The sequence below is a fragment of the Burkholderia sp. RF4-BP95 genome (assembly GCF_001521985.1).
Lineage (GTDB): Bacteria > Pseudomonadota > Gammaproteobacteria > Burkholderiales > Burkholderiaceae > Burkholderia > Burkholderia diffusa.
Genome location: NZ_LOSX01000005.1, coordinates 60,370 through 79,962, shown reverse-complemented (window position 1 = coordinate 79,962; position 19,593 = coordinate 60,370). Strand labels below are relative to the sequence as shown.

Here is a 19,593-nt window from a genome sequence, read left to right as displayed (position 1 = left end):
CCGGTCGAGGTCGACGTGGACAGCGAGCTGATCGAGCTATTGGCCGACGAGAGGCCGGTCGACGTCGAGGTGGACAGCGAGCTGATCGAGCTGGTTGCCGAGGACAGGCCGGTCGACGTGGAGGTCGACAGCGAAGCGACCGAGCTATCGGTCGAGCTGAGGCCGGTCGACAGCGAGTTGATCCCGGTCGAGGTCGAGGTGGACAACGAGCTGATCGAGCTGGTTGCCGACGAGAGACCGGTCGACGTGGAAGTCGACAGCGAAGCGACCGAGCTATCGGTCGAGCTGAGGCCTGTGGACAGCGAGTTGATACCCGTCGAGGTCGAAGTCGAGAGCGACGAAATCGAGCTGTTCGCCGACGAGAGACCCGTTGACGTGGAGGTCGACAGCGAAGCGACCGAGCTATTGGTCGAGCTCAGGCCCGTGGACAACGAGTTGATGCCGGTCGACGTCGAAGTCGAAAGCGAAGCGACAGAGCTGTTGGTCGAGCTGAGGCCGGTCGACAGCGAGTTGATACCGGTCGAGGTCGACGTGGACAGCGAAGAGATCGAGCTATTCGCCGACGAGAGACCGGTCGACGTGGAGGTCGACAGCGAAGCCACCGAGCTGTCGGTCGAGCTGAGGCCCGTGGACAGCGAGTTAATGCCGGTCGAGGTCGAGGTCGAGAGCGACGAAATCGAGCTATTCGCCGACGAGAGGCCGGTCGACGTGGAGGTCGACAGCGAAGCCACCGTGCTATCGGTCGAGCTGAGGCCCGTGGACAGCGAGTTAATGCCGGTCGAGGTCGAGGTCGAGAGCGACGAAATCGAGCTGGTTGCCGAGGAGAGGCCGGTCGACGTGGAGGTCGAGAGCGACGCCACCGAACTGTTGGTCGAGCTGAGTCCGGTCGACAGTGAGTTGATGCCCGTCGAGGTCGACGTCGAGAGCGAGCTGATCGAGCTATTGGCCGACGACAGACCCGTCGACGTGGAGGTCGAGAGCGAAGCGACCGAGCTATTGGTCGAGCTGAGGCCGGTCGACAGCGAGTTGATACCGGTCGAAGTAGAGGTGGACAGCGAGCTGATCGAGCTGTTCGCCGACGACAGACCGGTCGACGTGGAAGTCGAGAGCGAGGCGACCGAGCTATTGGTCGAGCTGAGGCCCGTGGACAACGAGTTGATGCCCGTCGAAGTCGAGGTGGACAGCGAGCTGATCGAGCTGTTTGCCGACGAGAGACCGGTCGACGTGGAGGTCGAGAGCGAGGCGACCGAGCTATTGGTCGAGCTGAGGCCGGTCGAAGTCGACGTGGACAGCGAGCTGATCGAGCTGTTCGCCGACGACAGACCCGTCGACGTGGAAGTCGACAGCGAGGCCACCGAGCTATTGGTCGAGCTCAAGCCGGTCGACAGCGAGTTGATACCCGTCGAGGTCGACGTGGAGAGCGAGCTGATCGAGCTATTCGCCGACGAAAGACCGGTCGACGTGGAGGTCGACAGCGAGGCGACCGAACTGTTGGTCGAGCTCAAACCGGTCGACAGCGAGTTGATGCCCGTCGAAGCCGAGGTCGAGAGCGAGCTGATCGAGCTATTCGCCGACGACAGACCGGTCGACGTCGAAGTCGACAGCGAAGCCACCGAGCTATTGGTCGAGCTCAGGCCCGTCGACAGCGAGTTGATACCGGTCGAGGTCGACGTGGACAGCGACGCAATCGAGCTATTGGCCGACGAGAGACCCGTCGACGTGGAAGTCGAGAGCGACGAAATCGAGCTATTCGCCGACGACAGACCGGTCGACGTGGAGGTCGACAGCGAAGCGACCGAGCTGTTGGTCGAGCTGAGACCGGTCGACAGCGAATTGATGCCCGTCGAAGTCGACGTGGACAGCGATGCAATCGAGCTGTTAGCCGACGACAGACCCGTCGACGTGGAAGTCGACAGCGAAGCCACCGAGCTGTTGGTCGAGCTGAGCCCCGTCGACAACGAAGTGATGCCGGTCGACAGCGACGAGATCGCGCTGCTGGACGACGACACCGTCGTCGACAGCGAATCCACGACGGAATTGGTCGCGAAGAGCTGGGAGCCGTTGATCGCGTCGGTACTGGTCGGCGTGATTTGGCCTGCCGCGACATTGGTGATTTGACGCGTGGTGCCCGTGCTCGCATTGCCGACGCTCACCACGCTGCTCGGATTGCCGCCCGCGAACGTGGTGGTCACGCCGCCGACGGTACCCGTCGGCGTCGCGTTGGGCGCTGCGGTGACGGAGCCGCTGCCGAGTGCGACGTCGCCGGCGTTGTTGGCGATGGCATTCGGGCCGATTGCGACCGAGTCGGTGCCGAGCGCCTGGCTGTCGGCTGCCGTCGACTTCGCGTGGAAGTACTTGATGCCCTGGCTGTTGATGCTGTCGATCGCCGAGCCGACGCTGCTGGCGGTCGACGTCGTGCCGTTCGCGTTGTACGTCGTGTACGACGGAGCGGAAACCGTGCCGGTTGCCGGGTTGTAGCTCGCGCCGCCGCCGAGGGCTGCGGCGGTGCTGTTGCCGAGATTGTCGGTCTTGGTCGTGACCGTGCTGAGGCCGGTGGACAGCGAGCTGATACCCGTCGAGGTCGAGGTCGAGAGCGAAGCGACCGAGCTGTTGGTCGAGCTCAGACCCGTCGACAACGAGTTGATGCCCGTCGAGGTCGACGTGGACAGCGAGCTGATCGAGCTATTAGCCGACGACAGACCGGTCGACGTGGACGACGACAGCGAGGTCACCGAGCTGTTGGTCGAGCTGAGGCCCGTGGACAGCGAGTTGATACCCGTCGAGGTCGACGTGGACAACGACGAAATCGAGCTATTAGCCGACGACAGACCGGTCGACGTGGACGACGACAGCGAGGTCACCGAGCTGTTGGTTGAGCTGAGACCCGTAGACAACGAGTTGATGCCGGTCGAGGTCGACGTGGACAGCGACGAGATCGAGCTGTTCGCCGACGACAGACCGGTCGACGTAGACGACGACAGCGAGGTCACCGAGCTGTTGGTCGAGCTGAGGCCCGTGGACAGCGAGTTGATACCCGTCGAGGTCGACGTGGACAACGACGAAATCGAGCTATTAGCCGACGACAGACCGGTCGACGTGGACGACGACAGCGAGGTCACCGAGCTGTTGGTTGAGCTGAGACCCGTAGACAACGAGTTGATGCCGGTCGAGGTCGACGTGGACAGCGACGAGATCGAGCTGTTCGCCGACGACAGACCGGTCGACGTAGACGACGACAGCGAGGTCACCGAGCTGTTGGTCGAGCTGAGGCCCGTGGACAGCGAGTTGATGCCCGTCGAGGTCGAGGTGGACAGCGAGCTGATGCCGGTCGAGGTCGACGTCGAGAGCGACGAAATCGAGCTGTTCGCCGACGACAGACCCGTCGACGTGGAAGTCGACAGCGAAGCGACCGAGCTATTGGTCGAGCTGAGGCCGGTCGACAGCGAGTTGATACCGGTCGAAGTCGAGGTGGACAGCGAGCTGATCGAGCTATTCGCCGACGAGAGACCGGTCGACGTGGAAGTCGAGAGCGAAGCCACCGAACTATTGGTCGAGCTGAGACCCGTGGACAGCGAGTTGATGCCCGTCGAGGTCGACGTGGACAGCGAGCTGATCGAGCTATTCGCCGACGACAGACCCGTCGACGTGGAGGTCGACAGCGAGGTCACCGAACTGTTGGTCGAGCTCAGGCCGGTCGACAACGAGTTGATGCCGGTCGAGGTCGAGGTGGACAGCGAGCTGATCGAGCTGTTCGCCGACGAGAGGCCGGTTGACGTGGACGACGACAGCGAAGTCACCGAGCTGTTGGTCGAGCTGAGGCCGGTCGACAGCGAATTGATGCCGGTCGAAGTCGAGGTGGACAGCGACGAGATCGAGCTGTTCGCCGACGAAAGACCCGTCGACGTGGAGGTCGACAGCGAAGTCACCGAGCTATTGGTCGAGCTGAGGCCCGTGGACAGCGAATTGATACCCGTCGAGGTCGAGGTCGAGAGCGACGAGATCGAGCTATTCGCCGACGACAGCCCCGTCGACGTGGAGGTCGACAGCGAAGCCACCGAACTATTGGTCGAGCTCAGCCCGGTCGACAGCGAGCTGATCCCCGTCGAAGTCGACGTGGACAGGCTGGCAATGCTCGACGTCGTCGTACTGGCGACCGCATAAAGCTGGCTGCCGTTGATCGCGTCCGTGCTGGTCGCGCTGACCAGGCCCGCGGCGACGTTCTGAATGCGCCGCTCGGCCCCGGCCGCGCCGACGCTGACCACACCCGCGGCGGAACTCGCACCGGCGTAGGTGCCGAACGTCTGGCTGCCGATCGTCGTGCTGCTGACGGAACCCGTGCCGCCGGTCGCCGTGTTCGCGGTGCCGTTCGTGATGGCATTGGAACCGAGTGCGACCGAACCCGCCACGCTGGCGTTGGCGTTGGTGCCGAAAGCCTGGGCGTTGGTGGCGCTGGAGACGGCGCCATCACCGATCGAGGTACCGAAGGCGCCATTGACTGTCGAGCCACGACCGACGGCGATACCCGACGTGGCGGTCGATCCGACGGACGATTGTCCGCCGATCGCGATGCCGTCCGATGCGGCCGATTGCGCGCCCTTGGTTGCGTTGCTGCCGATCGCGATCGAACCCGCACCGGATGCGATGGTCGAGTTTGCCTGCGACAGCGGCGTCGTGCCGTTGCCGCCCGCGCCGCCGATTGCGACCGAGTTCAGCGCGTTTGCGGTCGAGCCGAAGCCGAGCGCGGTGGAGCCGGTGCCGCTGGCGGTCGTTTCGAGACCTGTCGCCACACCCCACAGGGCTGCGGAGGATTGCATGCCGGTCGCGACGGCGCCGTTGCCAGTCGCTTGCGCAAACGAGCCGTATACCGTGACGCCGGTGAAAAGGTTGCCGTTGGAGTTACAGCCTGCGACGACCGAATAGGTGCCCGAACCGTCCCCTGCCTGATTTGACGTGCCGCCCGGGTTCACGCGGCCGACCGCGCCGCTGCTTCCCGTGAAACAGGTCTGCTGCGTGTTGAGCGTGTTGGCCTCCGCGAGCGCGGGGAGGCCCAGTGCGAGCACGGCGGCGGCCGCGACCACGATGGCGGACTTGTTCGGCTTGCCCCGTGCCGAATCATGTTCGGATGCAGCGACCCAGGCGCCGAGGGCTTCGTTCCAGATCGAGCGGTATGTGCGGTTCATGTCCTACTACCTCCAAATAAGCACGCCACACACCGGTCTCTTTCGTTAGATGAATCTGCCGTGCGTTCGCGCGAATCTCAAAATTGATGGGCGGAGTTTATTTGAGGCGCTATTTTGAGATTGACAAACAGTGATAAATGGAGCGTTTGGAAAGTTAAAAGATAGTTAATGCATCGCGTTTTGATGCATTGGACTGTAAGTGATTTGAAAATAAGTGAAATGTCGAGTGAAGGGCGCTGCCGGGTGCGGGGGATGCTAAAAAAATCTATAAAAATCAATGGAATGCGTGTTCGTTGTGTGCCGTGACGCACATTGGATGTCACGAAAAGTAAGACAAATGAAAAAGCAAACGTTTGCGGCAAACGTTAGCCTTTCTGCATTGTAATGTTTGATGGGACGCTAGCTCGGATCGATCGAACGACCTTGTTAATTTGTTAATTTGAGATTTAAAGCGGATTTTCAATTGCATTTGACGGGTTTTCTTAAAAATCAAAAAAGCATGAAGAAAGGGTTGTTCGGCTATGCTGGTTTGCGCATTTCGCCGGCCGTGCTGGCCCGTGGGGCGGGCCTTCCCCGGCGGTCTGTGTCACAAAGTTGTAAAAAAGTGCTACAGGTGCATTGACCCGACTATTGGGATTCCTGTTTGGAATCTGCTCTATTGACGAATTTCATGTGATGGGTTCGGAGGCGAATTGGACGACGAGCCGGATCGTCCACGACGGCGGTCGGAGACGCGCACGTTGCGTACGCCGGGAGCAGCGAGCAGGAAACGTCAGATTTGAGCCACGGTCACTCGACCCTGCTGGCCAGGATGGGCATTCGGCGGGAGGAAAGACGACGCGCAAGCGCGTCGGACGAGCGCTTTCGCGTGGATGGGTGCGCGTTGGCTGGCGTGACGCCGCGCGCGAATCGAGAGACGCGAGCTGGAGGGTTGCCCGTTTTCGTCCGAAAGAGGATGTCGCGGTGCGGATCACGGTCGTGGCCGCACGTCGAGGTTGTGCCGCTCGGTGTCCGGGCGACGCAGTACATCGCCCCGGACGAGGCGCCGCCCGCCACCTGCGGCCGCGGCCTTATTTCTTCAGGAATCGCAGCGCGAGGCGCGCCATGCGCGGCACGAACATCGGGCGCAACAGCCGTTTGTCGTACCCGGCCATCCGGCGGTCGTTCTCGCTGAGGCACAGTTCGATCAGTTCGCGCGGGTTGAGCGTATCGCCGATGTCGGCGGTGCTCGTCGCCGGAAAGTTCGCGTCGTGCGCGACGCCGTCCGCGTCGATCCCGCGCGCGATACCGATGCGTTCCCGGATCAGGAACGCCCACACGGCCGCGACCCGTGCGAAGAACCACGGCCGGCGCCACCACGGCAAACTCCGCCAGTACCACGCATACCAGTTCACGAAGAACAGGATGTGCCGGCCTTCCTCCTGGATCACGGGTTCGAAGGTGTCGACGAGTTCGGGCGGGAAATAGCCGGAGCGCTGCGCGGAGCGGAACAGGCCGAACGCGAAGAAGCTGTCGATGCACTCGCTGAAGCCGGTCACCATCCACGACCACTCGGGGTCGTTCGGCGCCGGATAGGGCGGCTCGGGGGCGAGCGCGATGCCGTATGCCTGCACCAGCTTCGACAGCACGACCTTGTGCCGGGCCTCCTCGGCGCCGTCCATCTCGAGCGCCCGGCGCAACAGCGGATCGCCGACGGTCGCCGCGAAGGTGGCGACGCGGATCGACGCGCGGCCTTCGGTCTGCACGGCGATGTCCCAGATCGGCAGCGACGTGAGCCGCTTGAGTTCGTCGGGCTTGAGCGGCGGCCAGTCGATGACGGCCGGTTTGTACGGGTTGTGCGTATCGAGCAGCATGCGGCAGAACATCTGCCTGTGCGCATCGGAACCGATCCTGACCGGACCCTGAAGCTCGAAGGTCCAGTTGCGCATGGCGTGATCTGCCGCTGCGTGGTCTTCCTGCAGCGTGTCGGACATGGCTGTTGTTATGCGATTACGAGTCGAAAGATTCTTGCATAGCTTTCGTAATCGCGTATTTTCGAGCCGGCCCGCGCTGCCGTGCGCTGCGCTCAGGCCTGCGTGTCGATCCAGAGGCGTCCCCAGCGGGACGCATACGCGAGCGCGTGCTCCTCTTCGAAGAAGAAGTCGATCGCGTCGAACGACACGGCGCGCGGCGACGGACCGCCGCTTGCCTTCTCGATCGTCAGGTTCGCGGCGAACAGCCCGTTCGGCAGCCGGGCGGCAGCGGGGGCGACTTCGTAGCCCTTGTAGCGGATCGTGCGGTTCATGGCGTGCGCATGGAAGGTTCGGGCTTTCAGCGTACGAAAACCCGCGGCGCGCGTGAACCAATCTTTCGGCCAATGCAAATCACGTGGCGGGCGGGATCGTTATCGGCGCGGGGAGACGGCATGAAGCAGGCGGCGACGGCGCGATGCGCACCGCGCCGTCGGACACGCGCGCCCGCGCGCGGCGAACGTCGTCGGCCGGGCGCGGGCGGCGGGGAGGCTGAGGTTAGTGGTTGGCGATCTTCAGCACGGGCGCGAGCGCGTCGACCGATGCGGCATGCGTGGCCGCGCGATGCGACGCGAACGCGAGCGCGAATTCGGCTGCCTGCGAGCCGACGGTCTCGAGCTGTGCGACGACCTTCGGATCCGAGCAGCTGTCGGCGCTGTCGAAGCGCGTTTCGAGCGTGTTCACGGTGGCGCCGAACGGGGTCGGCCAGCCGCGCAGCGCGTGGACGATCGACCGCAGCGACGTCAGCACGGTGCCGGCGGCCTGCCAGCCGTAGGCCGTGACGATCAGGCCGACCGCGCGGCCGTCGAGGTACGGGCGCTCGTCGGCGCGCAGTTCCTCGAGCGTGTCGAGCGCGTTCTTCACGAGGCCGGACACGCCGCCGTGATAGCCGGGCGTCGCGATGATGATCGCGTCGGCTTCGCGCACGGTGTCGATCAGCTCTCGCTGCGCGTCGGTCAGCGTCTTGTGTTCGGGGGCGTAGTGCGGCAGCGTATGCAGGAACGGGCCGTCGAACAGTCGCGTGCGTGCGCCGGCGGCCTGCGCGCCGCGCAGCGCGAACGACAGCGCGCGTTCGGTCGACGACGCGGCTCGGGTGGTCCCGCCGATGCCGACCACGAACGGGCGGCGGTGTTGATCGAATGCAGTCAAGGGGCGCTCCTTGGGGATGGCTTGCCCGGCTAAGCACAGGCTTAAAACCAGATGGTAACGACCCCGCCGCCACTCTGAAAACGACTTTTCGTTCTATCGATATGCCATGCACACGGGTCGCGCGTGCGCGCGGCGACGCAGATCGATAGCAGAAATGCTTGGTTGGGACGGCGTGCCGCGCTCGATAAGATGGGCTCGTCTCCTCCATGATGTCTCTACTGACATGGGTTGGCCCCGCCACGCGGATGCAGGCGGGGCTTTTTTTCGTCCGGCGCCGGAAAGGAGGGGCGACGCGTGGGCGTTTTGCGGCGTTACGCGAACACCGGCCGGAAAAAGCTGCGCTCGTAGCTGACGATGCAGCGCGTTTCCTCCGCATACCGGAACGCGGCCTGGCAGGCGGGATCGGTTTTCGAGCGTTCGCGGTAGCGCTCGTATTCGGCGAGGCTCGGGAACGAGAACATCGCGAGCGCGATGTTGCTGGCGCCTTCGGAAGGCAGGAAGTAGCCGTGGTGCGTGCCGCCGAATTGCTCGACGAGCGGAATCCACATCTTGCCGTAGGTTTCGAACTGCTCGAGTTTGTACGGATCGATGACGTAGCGAAGGAAGCAGGTAACCATGGGCGCTCGCGGTGCTGTGGAGGATCAGCGAGTCTGGAGCGCGTCACGGGGCGTGTCAACGAGGAGCCGGCCGCGCTCGCGCCGGCTTCGTGCATCGCGGGCAAGTTTTCGCGCGTGCCGGCTTGCGTCGACGCCGATGCATGCGTCACGGACTGCTTGCGGGCGCAACGATCGGTGAATCCGGTCAGTGATGCGAAGGCGTCGAACCCATGAGCATGCACGCCGTCGCGCCATCGTCCCGCTTCGATCTCGCGTGATTTTCACGACATGTTTCTTGCGATGCCTCGCGGCGCGCGGCTGCGGCCTGATTCGTCGTGCCGGCGTGGCCTGCCTCAATCGTCGCGTGTGTGCGTGTCGCCGCCGCCGCGCGCGAGGCGCCATGCGATCGTGCCGAGCACGCCGACCGCAACGACCAACGCCACCCACAGCACGTAACGGCGGATCGCATCCTTATCGGCGGCCGGCTCCGGCGGGGCCGCCGAAACCGGCAGTGCCGCGCCGACGCGCGCGGGCCGCACTTCCGGCGCCATCCCGACGAGCAGCGCATCGCGGCCTACGGCCGACGACGACAGCGACGCATTGCCGACGCCGAGCGTGAACGGCGGCGTGCCGCGCGCGACGAAGGTCAGGGCGGCCGGATGCCAGCTGACCGCGACGGCAGGCTGGCCACCGCCGAGACCGCCGTTGCGCATGTCGACGACGATTCGCCATGCGCGATCCGGATTCGACGCGAACGCCAGCGGCGGGTTGCGCTGTTCGCCGCCCTTGCCCTGCAGCCGGAACAGCACCACGTCGGCAACGTCGCGCCACGGCGTCTGCGCGCCGGGGCGACTCTGTAGCGTTGCGCGCGCAACCGTATTCGGTTGTGGAAGGTCGATGCGCACGCGGTCGACCGGATAGGCGCCGTCGGTGTCGAACAGATACTCGCCGGGCGCGCTGCCGGCGCGCACGTGCACGGCTTCACGCCATTGGCGCGGCACGGCCGCGCTGTCCGCCGTGCGTGCATCGTGCGGTTGCGTTTCGATCTCGATCGACCCGATCGTGGGTGCGCCGTCGAGCCAGTCGAGCCGCAGGTAGCGCGGCCCCGTGCCTTCGAGCGCGATGCGTTCCTGCATCAACATGTCGCCGCCGCGCCCCACCTTCAGCAGTTGCGTGCTGCCGAGCGAGCGCCAACTGCGCAGATCGTCGCTCGCCGCGACCGCGACACGCCCCTGGTAGCTGTCGTCGCTCACGTGCACGAGCAGTGCGTCGACCTCGCCGTCCGCGTGCGACAAGTCGACGAGATCGGCCGCATGCTTCGCGCGTGCCGGCGCGGTGACGGCCGCGCGCAGCGAGCCGTCCGGCGCAACCGACACGCCGAGCGGCGCAGGCCCGTCGTCGGCGCGCGCCGGCGGCAACGGGAACCAGTGCACCGGCGTGCGCGACGGCGGCACGGCCGCCGCCGTCGGCGCATCGAGCGAGTAAGGCACGGGCTCGCCGGTGCCGTTGAAGATGCGCACGTCGCCAAGATCGTCGCGCCGGCTGGCCGCATAGACGGCCTGCGGCACGGTGAGCTGGTAATACGCGGCGCTGCCGTCGAGATCGAGCGAGAAGCGCTGGGCAACGCGTTCGGCGCCGGGCGAGCCGTCGGCCGCCGCGAACGACGTCAGCAGGCTCAGGCCGAGCAGGGCTGCGAGTCGTTTCATGATTGGCGATCGTCCCGTTGGGCCGCGGCCTTCGGCGGCAGCGGCGAGAAATAGCCGATCAACAGCAGCAGGATGCCGATGCCGATGAACGACACGATGCGTTCGATGCCGGTGACGTGCGACAGGTCGAACAGGAACAGCTTGATCACCGTGAGCGCGAGCAGCGCGGCGCCGACGAACCACAGCGGACGCAACCCGCGGCGTGTGGCCCAGATCATCGTCGCGAGCGCGCAGAGCGTCCAGTACACGGAAACCGACGCCTGCACGAGCGTCGATTCCGCCATCGCATCGAATGCGTACGGCACGCCGGTCCAGTGATGCAGCGTGCGCAGCAGGATCGCGTTCAGCCACAGAAAGGCCGTCGCGCCGGCCGCGCCGAGCAGCTCGACGCGGTAGTTGCCGAACGACCAGCCGAGCTTGCGCGCGCGCACGAACCACGACGCCGCGAGCGCATAGACCACCACGAGCACGAGGTCGAGCGGATTGAGCAGCGGGACGCGCGCCCAGCTGCCGCCGTCCTGCGTGAAGTTCGCGTAGAAGGTCCAGATCCACATCACGACGATCAGCGGCAAGGACGCGAGCGCGCACACGCGCGCGATGCCGTCGCGGCGCGTCAGCCACATGCCGGCGAACGCGAACAGGCTCCAGCCGACCATGAACACCTGCTGGATGCCGAACGACGACAGCACGGCGTCGATGTCGTAGGCAAGGTGGAAACGGTGATGCAGCGTGCGCAGCAGCAGCGCGTTGAACCACAGGAACACGGTCGCGAGCGCCGCCAGGTCGGCCGCGAGTGGATGCCAGCCGACACCGAGCGTCTTCAGGCGGCGCAGCCAGGTGGCGAACGCGACGAAGATCAGCAGTTGCGCGACGTCGAGCGGATTGAGCAGCGGCAGCCAGAACAGCGGCGACGCATCGCCGTCGCTCGTCACGCTGGCGATGCTCCACAGCCACAGCAGCGCGGCGAGCGGCGCGGCGCCCCACACCTGATACGCACGCGGGAACGCGGCGACGGGCCAGCGCAGGCGGGAGCCGGGGCCCGAAACCAGCAGAAGCAGCGCGCCGAAGCCGTAGGCCCACGCGCTCCAGCTCCACGCGCCTTCGGGCACGAACGCGCGCAGGCGCCAGAAGCCTTCGAGCGAGAACAGCCCGCACAACGTCCAGAACATCAGCGTGTGCAGCGGCGCGATCACCGGCGTGGGGGTGACCGCAATGGCCGACGTGCCCGACGTGCCCGTCGCGCCCGTGACCTGACCAGCCGCCACCGTGCCGCGCGACTGACGCAGCAGCAGCGCATAGCCTGCGACGACGGCGATCGGCCACGCGAACGCGCCCATGCCCGACAGTGGTGCCTCATGCGCATCGAACGCGCGCAATGCGAGCAGCGCGAGCACCGGCGTCAGCGCGAGTGCGGGCCATTCGGCGACCGGCCAGACGAGCTTGCGGCGCGCGACGTGTGCAAGCCATGCGGTGCCGGCTGCGAACAGCGCGGTCGCGTCGACGACGAAGCGGTCCGCATGCAGATCGACGTGGCGGCTCGCATAGACGAGGATCTCGTGCAGCCCGCTGCTCAGCCACCACAGCAGCCCCCAGGCCGCGGCCGCCGCGCCGACGTCCGGCATCCATGCGTGCCACGCGCGCGCTTCGTCGCGCCCGTGCAGCCACCAGCCCGTGAACAGCCCGGCGAGCGCGATCAGCAGCATTGCGATGTACGGGCTGTTGAGCACCGGAAGCGCGTTCGTGTCGGTCGGCCCGAGCAGGCTCGTGAAGAATGCGCCGGCCGCGGCGATCTGCATCAGCAGGCCGAAGCCGAACGGCGCAAGGCGTTTCTCGCGCACGCCGACCCACACGATCGCCGCGCCTTCGATCGCCCACGCGGCACTCGTCGTCGGGCCCGAAAATGCGAGCGGCACCGCGAGCGTAGCGAAGATCACCGCCAGCGCGAGCATCGCCTCGAACAGCAGCGCGAGACGATCGCGGCGCCGCGCGAGCCATGCGGCGACCGCGACGTAGAACGCCGACAGCGCGACCGCGCTCCACGCGAGCCCGAACGGCATGCCCTTCACGAGCGATGCCTGCAGCGCCGTCGCGACGATCGGCGTGCCGAACACGAGCGTGCCGTCCACGTAGTGGCGCAGCGCCAGTTCGCGTTTCACCGCGTACAGCAGCGCGATGCCGACGTACATCAGGAAGAACAGGATCAGGAACGGCTCGGTGGTCGCGAACAGCGCGGGGCGGTATGCCGTCACGCCCCACGCGGAGCCGATCGTGAACGTGAACACGAAGCCGAGCAGGTTCAGCGGACGCCACGCCTTGAACCATGCGATCGCGAAGATGCCCGCATTCAGCAATGCGTAGTAGCTGAACAGCGCGACATGGCTGCCGTGGCCGGTCGACAGCAGCACCGGCGCGAGGAAACCGCCCGCGCTGCCCATGAATGCAAGCGGCAGCGCGTTCTGCTTCACCGCGAGGAACGCGCTCAGCGCGCACACCGCGACCATCAGCGGGAACGCGGCGCCGACCGGCAGCAGCGCGTAGAGCTTGGTCGCGGCGAAGATCGTCAGGTACAGGATGCCGATGCCGCCTCCCTGCAGCACGAGGCCGTATGCCGCGCGGCGCGCACGCACGCGCCAGCCGATCGCGAGCAGCGCGGCCGCGGCGAGCGCCGTGCCGGCGAGGCGGAATTCGATCGGCAGCAGGTTGTTGTCGGCCGCGTACTTGAGCAGGAACGCGACGCCGAAGAACAGCACGATGATGCCCACGCGCACGACCGTATTGCCGCCGAGCAACCAGTCGCGCGCGGCGCGGAACGCGCGTTCGGCGATGCCAGGTTCGCGGGGTGTCGGCGGGGCGGGCGGGGTGGATGGTGAAGTCGTCGCGGGCGGATTCGCGGGCGCGCCGGCAGCGGCGGTCGCTTCGCTCGTCCGCGTGGCGACGGCCGGTGCGGGGGCCGGGATGGACGTCGACGGCGGCGCGTCGGCGCGCGCGACGGCCGGCTGCACGGACGGCCGCGGCGGCATCGAGGCGGGTGCAGGCGTGACCGAGGCGGGCGTCGCCGGTGGCATTTGCGCGGCGCTGCCGGCCGTGGCGGCACCGGCCTTCGCGCCCGCGAGCTGACCACGCAATACGTCAAGCTCGCGCGTGAGCGCGTCGACCGTCGCTTCGAGGCGCGCGACGCGGTCGGCGAGCGGCACGGGAGGGGGCTGCGGTGTTGCGGGATTGGCGTAAATCGCGAACGCGTCGGGTAGCGCGTCGCCGCTCTTGCGCTTGCGTTGCTGCAGCGCGTGACCGATGCAGAACCCCGCCGCCGCGCCGAGCAGCGTGCCGCTGGCGGCGGAGAAATCCCCGAACAATGCGGCGATACCGCCCACGATGAAACCGATTGCGGCAAAAGCCCAATTCATCGCCTTGCTCCCTCTCTCATTTCGTTATCGTCCTTCGATCGGCGCACGGCCCGATCGAGGCTGTTTCAGTATGGCCGGCAGGCGAACCGGCATGCGCACGCCGTCGGCGCGTCGCCACGCCCAAGGCGCGCGGCGACGTCGCGATCAGTGCGATTGCCGGCAATGTATCACAATGGCCATGGGGGATTTTCTGGGTTGCGGGCGGGCGGCGAAACGTGCCTGTCGCACGTTCGCGATGCGGGTTTTCGTACGATCATTCTTTTCGTACGAAGAGGACGGGCGACGCCGTCCGATCGGACGTGGAATTGTCGCAAAGCGACGCGCGGCTTCCACGGGTTGGCGCAAAACGGCGCCGTTCGCGCGTCGCGCTGCTGCGCACAAGCCGCGCCCGGGATGCCCGCCGTTATTGGCTGAGCGCGTATTGCGCTGCCGCAATCGAGTGCCGCCGGGCGCTGTGCCCCGCGTGGCGGGGCTGCCGGGTGTGTCGTATTTGCGCAAGCGTTTGTCGTAATTCGTCGGCAGGTCGGGGTTTTTTCTGGCAACTATGTAGGCACGCTATGACACGCGTGAGTCCCCGCTACACGAGGAGAAGGTTTCGATGGATGCCCCCAAGGTCGTGGTCGAAGGTCTGTGCAAGGTATTTGGAAGCAACCCGCAGCAGGCGCTCGACATGCTCGCTGCCGGCGCGACGAAAGACGATGTGCTCAAGCGTACCGGTCAGGTCGTCGGTGTGCACAACGTATCGTTCGACGTGCAGGAAGGCGAAATATTCGTGCTGATGGGCCTGTCCGGCTCCGGCAAATCCACGCTGATCCGCCTCGTGAACCGGCTGGTCGATCCGAGCGCCGGCAAGGTGCTGATCGACGGGCTCGACGTCGCGTCGGCACGCCGCTCCGCGCTGACCGCGCTGCGCCGCAAGGACATGAGCATGGTGTTTCAGTCGTTCGCGCTGATGCCGCATCGCAGCGTGGTGTCGAATGCCGCGTTCGGCCTCGAGGTCGCGGGCGTCGGCAAGAAGGAACGCGAACGCCGTGCGATGGAGGTGCTCGAGCAGGTCGGCCTCGCACCGTTCTCGCACAAGCTGCCGTCCGAGCTGTCGGGCGGCATGCAGCAGCGCGTCGGCCTGGCCCGCGCGCTGGCCGTGAACCCGTCGCTGATGATCATGGACGAGGCGTTCTCCGCACTCGATCCGCTCAAGCGCCGCGAAATGCAGGACGTGCTGCTGCAACTGCAGAAGGAACAGCGCCGCACGATCATGTTCGTGTCGCACGATCTGGAAGAGGCGCTGCGCATCGGCAACCGCATCGCGATCATGGAAGGCGGCCGCCTCGTGCAGGTCGGCACGCCGCAGGACATCATCGCGAATCCGGCGGACGACTACGTGCGCGCGTTCTTCGACGGCATCGACACGAGCCGCTATCTGACGGCGGGCGACCTGATGCAGACGGGCGCCGTGCCGACCATGTCGAAGTGCGATGCCGCGAACGTCGCGGCGACGCTGAACGGCAGTGCCGAATACGCGTTCGTGCTCGACGCCGCCCGCAAGATCCGCGGCTTCGTCACGCGCGACGCGATCGGTCAGGACACGCCGTCCGTGCGGCCGATCGAAAGCATCCGGCGCGATGCGTCGCTCGAACATGTCGTCGCACGCGTCGTCGCGAGCCCGAATGCGCTGCCCGTCGTCGACGACGACGGCTGCTACTGCGGCTCGGTCGACCGCGCACTTATCCTGAAGGCCATCACGCGTTCGCGAGGCTCCCATGTCTGAAATGATTCCGCTCGGTAGCTGGGTCGACCAGTCCGTTCACTACCTGCTCGACCACGACGCGAAGACGTTCGATGCGATCGGCCGCGCGATCGAGGGCCTCGCCGCATTCGTCGAGCACAGCCTGCAGGCGATCCCGATGTGGCTGATGATGGCGATCTTCATCGGTGTCGGTCTGTGGCGCGTGGGCTGGCGCTTCGCGCTGTTCACCACCGCGTCGCTGCTGCTGATCTTCGCGACGGGCTTCTGGGACCAGACGGTCATCACGCTCGGCCTCACGCTGTCGTCGACGATCATCAGCCTCGTGCTCGGCATTCCGCTCGGCATCTGGGCGGCGAAGAGCAAGTGGGTCGCCGCGATCGTGCGTCCGATCCTCGACCTGATGCAGACGATGCCGGCGTTCGTGTACCTGATTCCGGCCGCGATGCTGTTCGGTCTCGGCCGCGTGCCGGGGATCTTGTCGACGGTGATCTTCGCGATGCCGCCGGCCGTGCGCCTGACGAGCCTCGGCATCCGTCACGTGAACCGCGAGATCGTCGAAGCCGGCCAGGCATTCGGTTGCACGCCGTGGCAGCTGCTGTACAAGGTCCAGTTCCCGAACGCGCTGCCGTCGATCATGCAGGGCGTGAACCAGACGATCATGATGGCGCTGTCGATGGTGATCATCGCGTCGATGGTCGGCGCGGGCGGCCTCGGCAACGACGTGCTCGCAAGTATCCAGCGCCTCGACATCGGCCTCGGCTTCGAAAGCGGTCTGTCGGTCGTGCTGCTCGCGATCATTCTCGACCGCATCACCGAGAGCTTCGGCCGTGCGCCGGGCACCGTGAAAGCACCGCTGTTCTCAGGCCTGAAACAACTTTTCCGCGCGAAGGCCACGCCCGCGCAAGCGTAAGCAACCGGCGGCCGGTTCGCCTTCCGGCCGCCTCCCCCGATTCGATACCGGCTTCCGTGGCGTGTGCCACGGGGCTGGCTGCGTGCAACCTGCTCAATTCGCCAGGAGCCCGATGTGACGTCCGCCGCCGCTGCCGCCGTGCCCGCCGCTTGCGTTTCACCGGTTTCGTCCCTTGCCCATTTCGGCTTCCTGACGCTGCCGAACTTCTCGATGATCGCGTTTTCGAGCGCGGTCGAAGTGCTTCGGATGGCGAACTACGTCGGGCGATCCGATCACTACAAGTGGTCGATCTATTCGCTCGACGGTGCGCCCGTGCATGCCAGCAACGGCATCGCGGTGCGTCCGACCCAGGCGCTCGACTACACGAACCTGCCGGACGTGATGATCGTGTGCGGCGGGATCCACATCCGCAACGTGGTCGACGACGGCGCGCGCGACACGCTCGCGGCGCTCGCCGAACGCGGGCTGCCGCTGGGTGGCATCTGCACCGGTGCGTATGCGCTGATGTCGGGCGGTCTGCTCGACGGCTATCGTTGTACCGTGCACTGGGAGAACCTGTCCGCGCTGCATGCGGAGTTTCCGCAGGTCGGGTTCGCCGACGAGCTGTTCGTCGTCGATCGCGACCGGCTCACCTGCACCGGCGGCACCGCGCCGCTCGACCTGATGTTGAACCTCGTCGGCATGCGTTTCGGCCAGCAGCTCGCCGCGCAGGTGTCCGAGCAGTTCATCCTGGAGCGCATCCGCAGCTCGACCGACACGCAGCCGATTCCCGTCGATGCGCGCGTCGGTTTCTCGCGCGCGGAGCTGATCGAGGTCGTGCGGCTGATGGAGGCGAACATCGAGGAGCCGCTGTCGCTCGAGGAACTCGCGCGGCTCGTGCGACTTTCGCAACGGCACCTGCAGCGGATGTTCAAGGTTTATCTGAACGTGTCGCCCACTCACTATTACCTGACGCTGCGTCTGAAACGCGCGCGCGACCTGCTGCGCACGACCGACGCATCGATTGCGCGCGTGACGACGACGTGCGGATTCCATTCGCCGTGCCATTTCAGCAAGGCGTATCGCGCGCAGTTCGGTCACGCGCCGAGCTACGAGCGACGGTTGCCGGGGCGCTGACACGACCCGCGCGAGCCATTCGGTCCGCGACGCCGCCGGGATCTCGGCGCGCGGTTTCAACACTCGATCCCGCCCCATGAAAAACGACGTCACTTTGAGGAGAAGACAGATGAAGCGCCTATTGATCGCAGCGGCATGCGGGATCGGGATTGCAGCACCGATGTCGGCGGTTTACGCGGCCGACCCGCCCGTGTGCAAGAACGTGCGCTTCGCGGACGTCGGCTGGTCCGACATCGCGGCCACCACGGGTCTCGCATCGACGATGCTGCAGGGTCTCGGCTACACGCCGACCAAGACGATCGCGTCGGTGCCGATCACGTTCGCGGGCATCAAGAGCAAGCAGATCGACGTGTTCCTCGGCTACTGGTCGCCGACGATGGATCCGATCATCCAGCCGTTCACGAAGGCCGGCACGATCAAGGTGCTCGCCACGCCCAACCTGACCGGCGCGAAATACACGCTCGCGGTGCCCGACTACGTGTACCAGGGCGGCCTGAAGTCGTTCGCCGACATCCAGAAGTTCGCGGACAAGCTCAACGGCAAGATCTACGGGATCGAACCGGGCAACGACGGCAACCTGCTGATCAAGAAGATGATCGACGGCAACCAGTTCGGCCTCGGCAAGTTCAAGATGGTCGAGTCGAGCGAGGCCGGGATGCTGGTCGAGGTGAATCGCGCGATCCGCGACAAGCAGTGGATCGTGTTCCTCGGCTGGGAACCGCATCCGATGAACGTGCAGATGAAGATCGACTACCTGAGCGGCGGCGACGACGTGTTCGGCCCGAACTACGGCGAAGCGAAGGTGCTGACCGCGACGCCGCCCGACTACGCGCAGCGCTGCCCGAACGTCGCGAAGTTCGTGTCGAACCTTCAGTTCACGACGACGATCGAAAACCACGTGATGGTGCCGATCATGAACAAGGAAGACCCGAACAAGGCCGCGGCCGAGTATCTGAAGGCGAACCCGCAGGCGCTCGACAAGTGGCTCGCGGGCGTGACGACGATCGACGGCAAGCCGGGCCTGCCGGCGGTGAAGGCGTATCTCGGCGTGCATTGAGCGACCGGACGAACGGCGCGCCGGCCGAAGGTGGCGCGCCGGCGTGATGAAACGCGGCCCTCCCGCATCGCGCGGGCGGGCCGCGTCGTTTTCGGGTCGAGAGTCGATTGGCGAATCGCCGCGCCGCGAACCAACGTCACGATTCCTTCGTCGCCGCCGGGACGTCGAACACGCGATCGAACGCCCACTGGAACACGAACGCGTAGCAGAAGAAGAACGCGAACAGCCCGATGTCGACGACGAACGCGTCGAACCACGAGATGTCGAGCCACCAGGACACCACCGGCACGAGGATGAAGATCAGCCCGCCCTCGAATGCGGTCGCATGCAGGATCCGCCGCGCGAGCGTGCGCCTGGGCTGCCGGCGCGACGCTTCCCAGCGCTCGAACAGCGCGTTGAAGATCATGTTCCACAGCAACGCGATCGCGGACATCGTCGCCGACAACGCGCCCGAATAGACGAGACTTTGCTTGAAGATCGCCGCGATCGCGGGCGAGACGCAGGAGATCGCGATCGCTTCGTAGAGCAGCGCCTGCGTGATCCTGCGCGGTAGGCCTTGCACGTTGTTTCTCCGGTTCGACGGTGGCTCGACGGTCGCTTGCGCGGCACGGCGCCGCGATGTCCCGCAAGGCTACGTGCGTTGCGCGAGCGCTTCAATTCACCTAATCTCACCCGGATTGAATCGAATTCAACCCGGCCGGACCCGGCCCGAGAGGCCC

General features: G+C 65.9%; 11 protein-coding genes and 1 pseudogene. 4 read left to right on the top strand and 8 right to left on the bottom strand.

What is annotated here, in order from left to right; genetic code table 11:
• The 7 genes from WS46_RS34940 to WS46_RS00525 form a co-directional block, all read right to left on the bottom strand.
• On the bottom strand, positions 1-5,180 hold a 5,180-nt coding region (locus WS46_RS34940; protein ID WP_156443052.1), incomplete at its 3' end, for an ESPR-type extended signal peptide-containing protein.
• A 1,070-nt stretch (positions 5,181-6,250) separates the two neighbouring features.
• Complete coding sequence (locus WS46_RS00550; RefSeq protein ID WP_059689004.1) at positions 6,251-7,153, bottom strand: hypothetical protein; 903 nt, start codon at positions 7,151-7,153, stop codon at positions 6,251-6,253.
• Positions 7,154-7,245: 92 nt separating this feature from the next.
• Entirely contained in the window at positions 7,246-7,464 is a 219-nt protein-coding gene (locus WS46_RS00545) for a hypothetical protein (RefSeq protein ID WP_059534037.1), read from the bottom strand.
• Between the two features lie 223 nt (positions 7,465-7,687).
• On the bottom strand, positions 7,688-8,338 hold the full coding sequence (locus WS46_RS00540; RefSeq protein WP_059534039.1) for an NADPH-dependent FMN reductase: 651 nt from the start codon (positions 8,336-8,338) through the stop codon (positions 7,688-7,690).
• 311 nt (positions 8,339-8,649) lie between these two features.
• Positions 8,650-8,955: an NIPSNAP family protein gene (locus WS46_RS00535; RefSeq protein WP_059598866.1), complete on the bottom strand. Its 306-nt coding sequence runs from the start codon at positions 8,953-8,955 to the stop codon at positions 8,650-8,652.
• Between the two features lie 332 nt (positions 8,956-9,287).
• Positions 9,288-10,640 (bottom strand): DUF3999 domain-containing protein, encoded by a 1,353-nt coding sequence (locus WS46_RS00530; RefSeq protein WP_059689003.1) that lies wholly within the window; start codon positions 10,638-10,640, stop codon positions 9,288-9,290.
• On the bottom strand, positions 10,637-14,044 hold the full coding sequence (locus tag WS46_RS00525) for a DUF2339 domain-containing protein (RefSeq protein WP_059689002.1): 3,408 nt from the start codon (positions 14,042-14,044) through the stop codon (positions 10,637-10,639). Before WS46_RS00525 ends, WS46_RS00530 begins: the two co-directional genes overlap by 4 nt.
• Before the next feature lie 358 nt (positions 14,045-14,402).
• Between WS46_RS00525 and WS46_RS00520 the strand changes: the two are divergent.
• The 4 genes and pseudogenes from WS46_RS00520 to WS46_RS00505 form a co-directional block, all read left to right on the top strand.
• A pseudogene (locus WS46_RS00520) lies at positions 14,403-15,812 on the top strand (glycine betaine/L-proline ABC transporter ATP-binding protein); the annotation flags it as partial.
• Entirely contained in the window at positions 15,805-16,701 is an 897-nt protein-coding gene (choW, locus tag WS46_RS00515; RefSeq protein WP_059534049.1) for a choline ABC transporter permease subunit, read from the top strand. The pseudogene WS46_RS00520 and the gene choW, both read left to right, overlap by 8 nt.
• Before the next feature lie 114 nt (positions 16,702-16,815).
• The gene (locus WS46_RS00510; RefSeq protein ID WP_059534051.1) at positions 16,816-17,817 is read left to right on the top strand and encodes a GlxA family transcriptional regulator; all 1,002 of its coding nucleotides are present in this window, start codon (positions 16,816-16,818) and stop codon (positions 17,815-17,817) included.
• A 109-nt stretch (positions 17,818-17,926) separates the two neighbouring features.
• The gene (locus WS46_RS00505) at positions 17,927-18,874 is read left to right on the top strand and encodes a choline ABC transporter substrate-binding protein (protein WP_059534053.1); all 948 of its coding nucleotides are present in this window, start codon (positions 17,927-17,929) and stop codon (positions 18,872-18,874) included.
• A 136-nt stretch (positions 18,875-19,010) separates the two neighbouring features.
• Here WS46_RS00505 and WS46_RS00500 read toward each other — a convergent pair whose 3' ends face one another.
• Positions 19,011-19,436, bottom strand: a complete 426-nt coding sequence (locus WS46_RS00500) for a PACE efflux transporter (protein ID WP_059689001.1) — start codon at positions 19,434-19,436, stop codon at positions 19,011-19,013.
• Positions 19,437-19,593: the final 157 nt, after the last annotated feature.

Bases quoted from the DNA above. Each gene is read 5' to 3' on its own strand.
- WS46_RS00530 (WP_059689003.1), bottom strand. From the start codon at position 10,640: ATGAAACGACTCGCAGCCCTGCTCGGCCTGAGCCTGCTGACGTCGTTC.
- WS46_RS00545 (WP_059534037.1), bottom strand. From the start codon at position 7,464: ATGAACCGCACGATCCGCTACAAGGGCTACGAAGTCGCCCCCGCTGCC.
- WS46_RS00525 (WP_059689002.1), bottom strand. From the start codon at position 14,044: ATGAATTGGGCTTTTGCCGCAATCGGTTTCATCGTGGGCGGTATCGCC.
- WS46_RS00505 (WP_059534053.1), top strand. From the start codon at position 17,927: ATGAAGCGCCTATTGATCGCAGCGGCATGCGGGATCGGGATTGCAGCA.
- choW (WP_059534049.1), top strand. From the start codon at position 15,805: ATGTCTGAAATGATTCCGCTCGGTAGCTGGGTCGACCAGTCCGTTCAC.
- WS46_RS00535 (WP_059598866.1), bottom strand. From the start codon at position 8,955: ATGGTTACCTGCTTCCTTCGCTACGTCATCGATCCGTACAAACTCGAG.
- WS46_RS00550 (WP_059689004.1), bottom strand. From the start codon at position 7,153: ATGTCCGACACGCTGCAGGAAGACCACGCAGCGGCAGATCACGCCATG.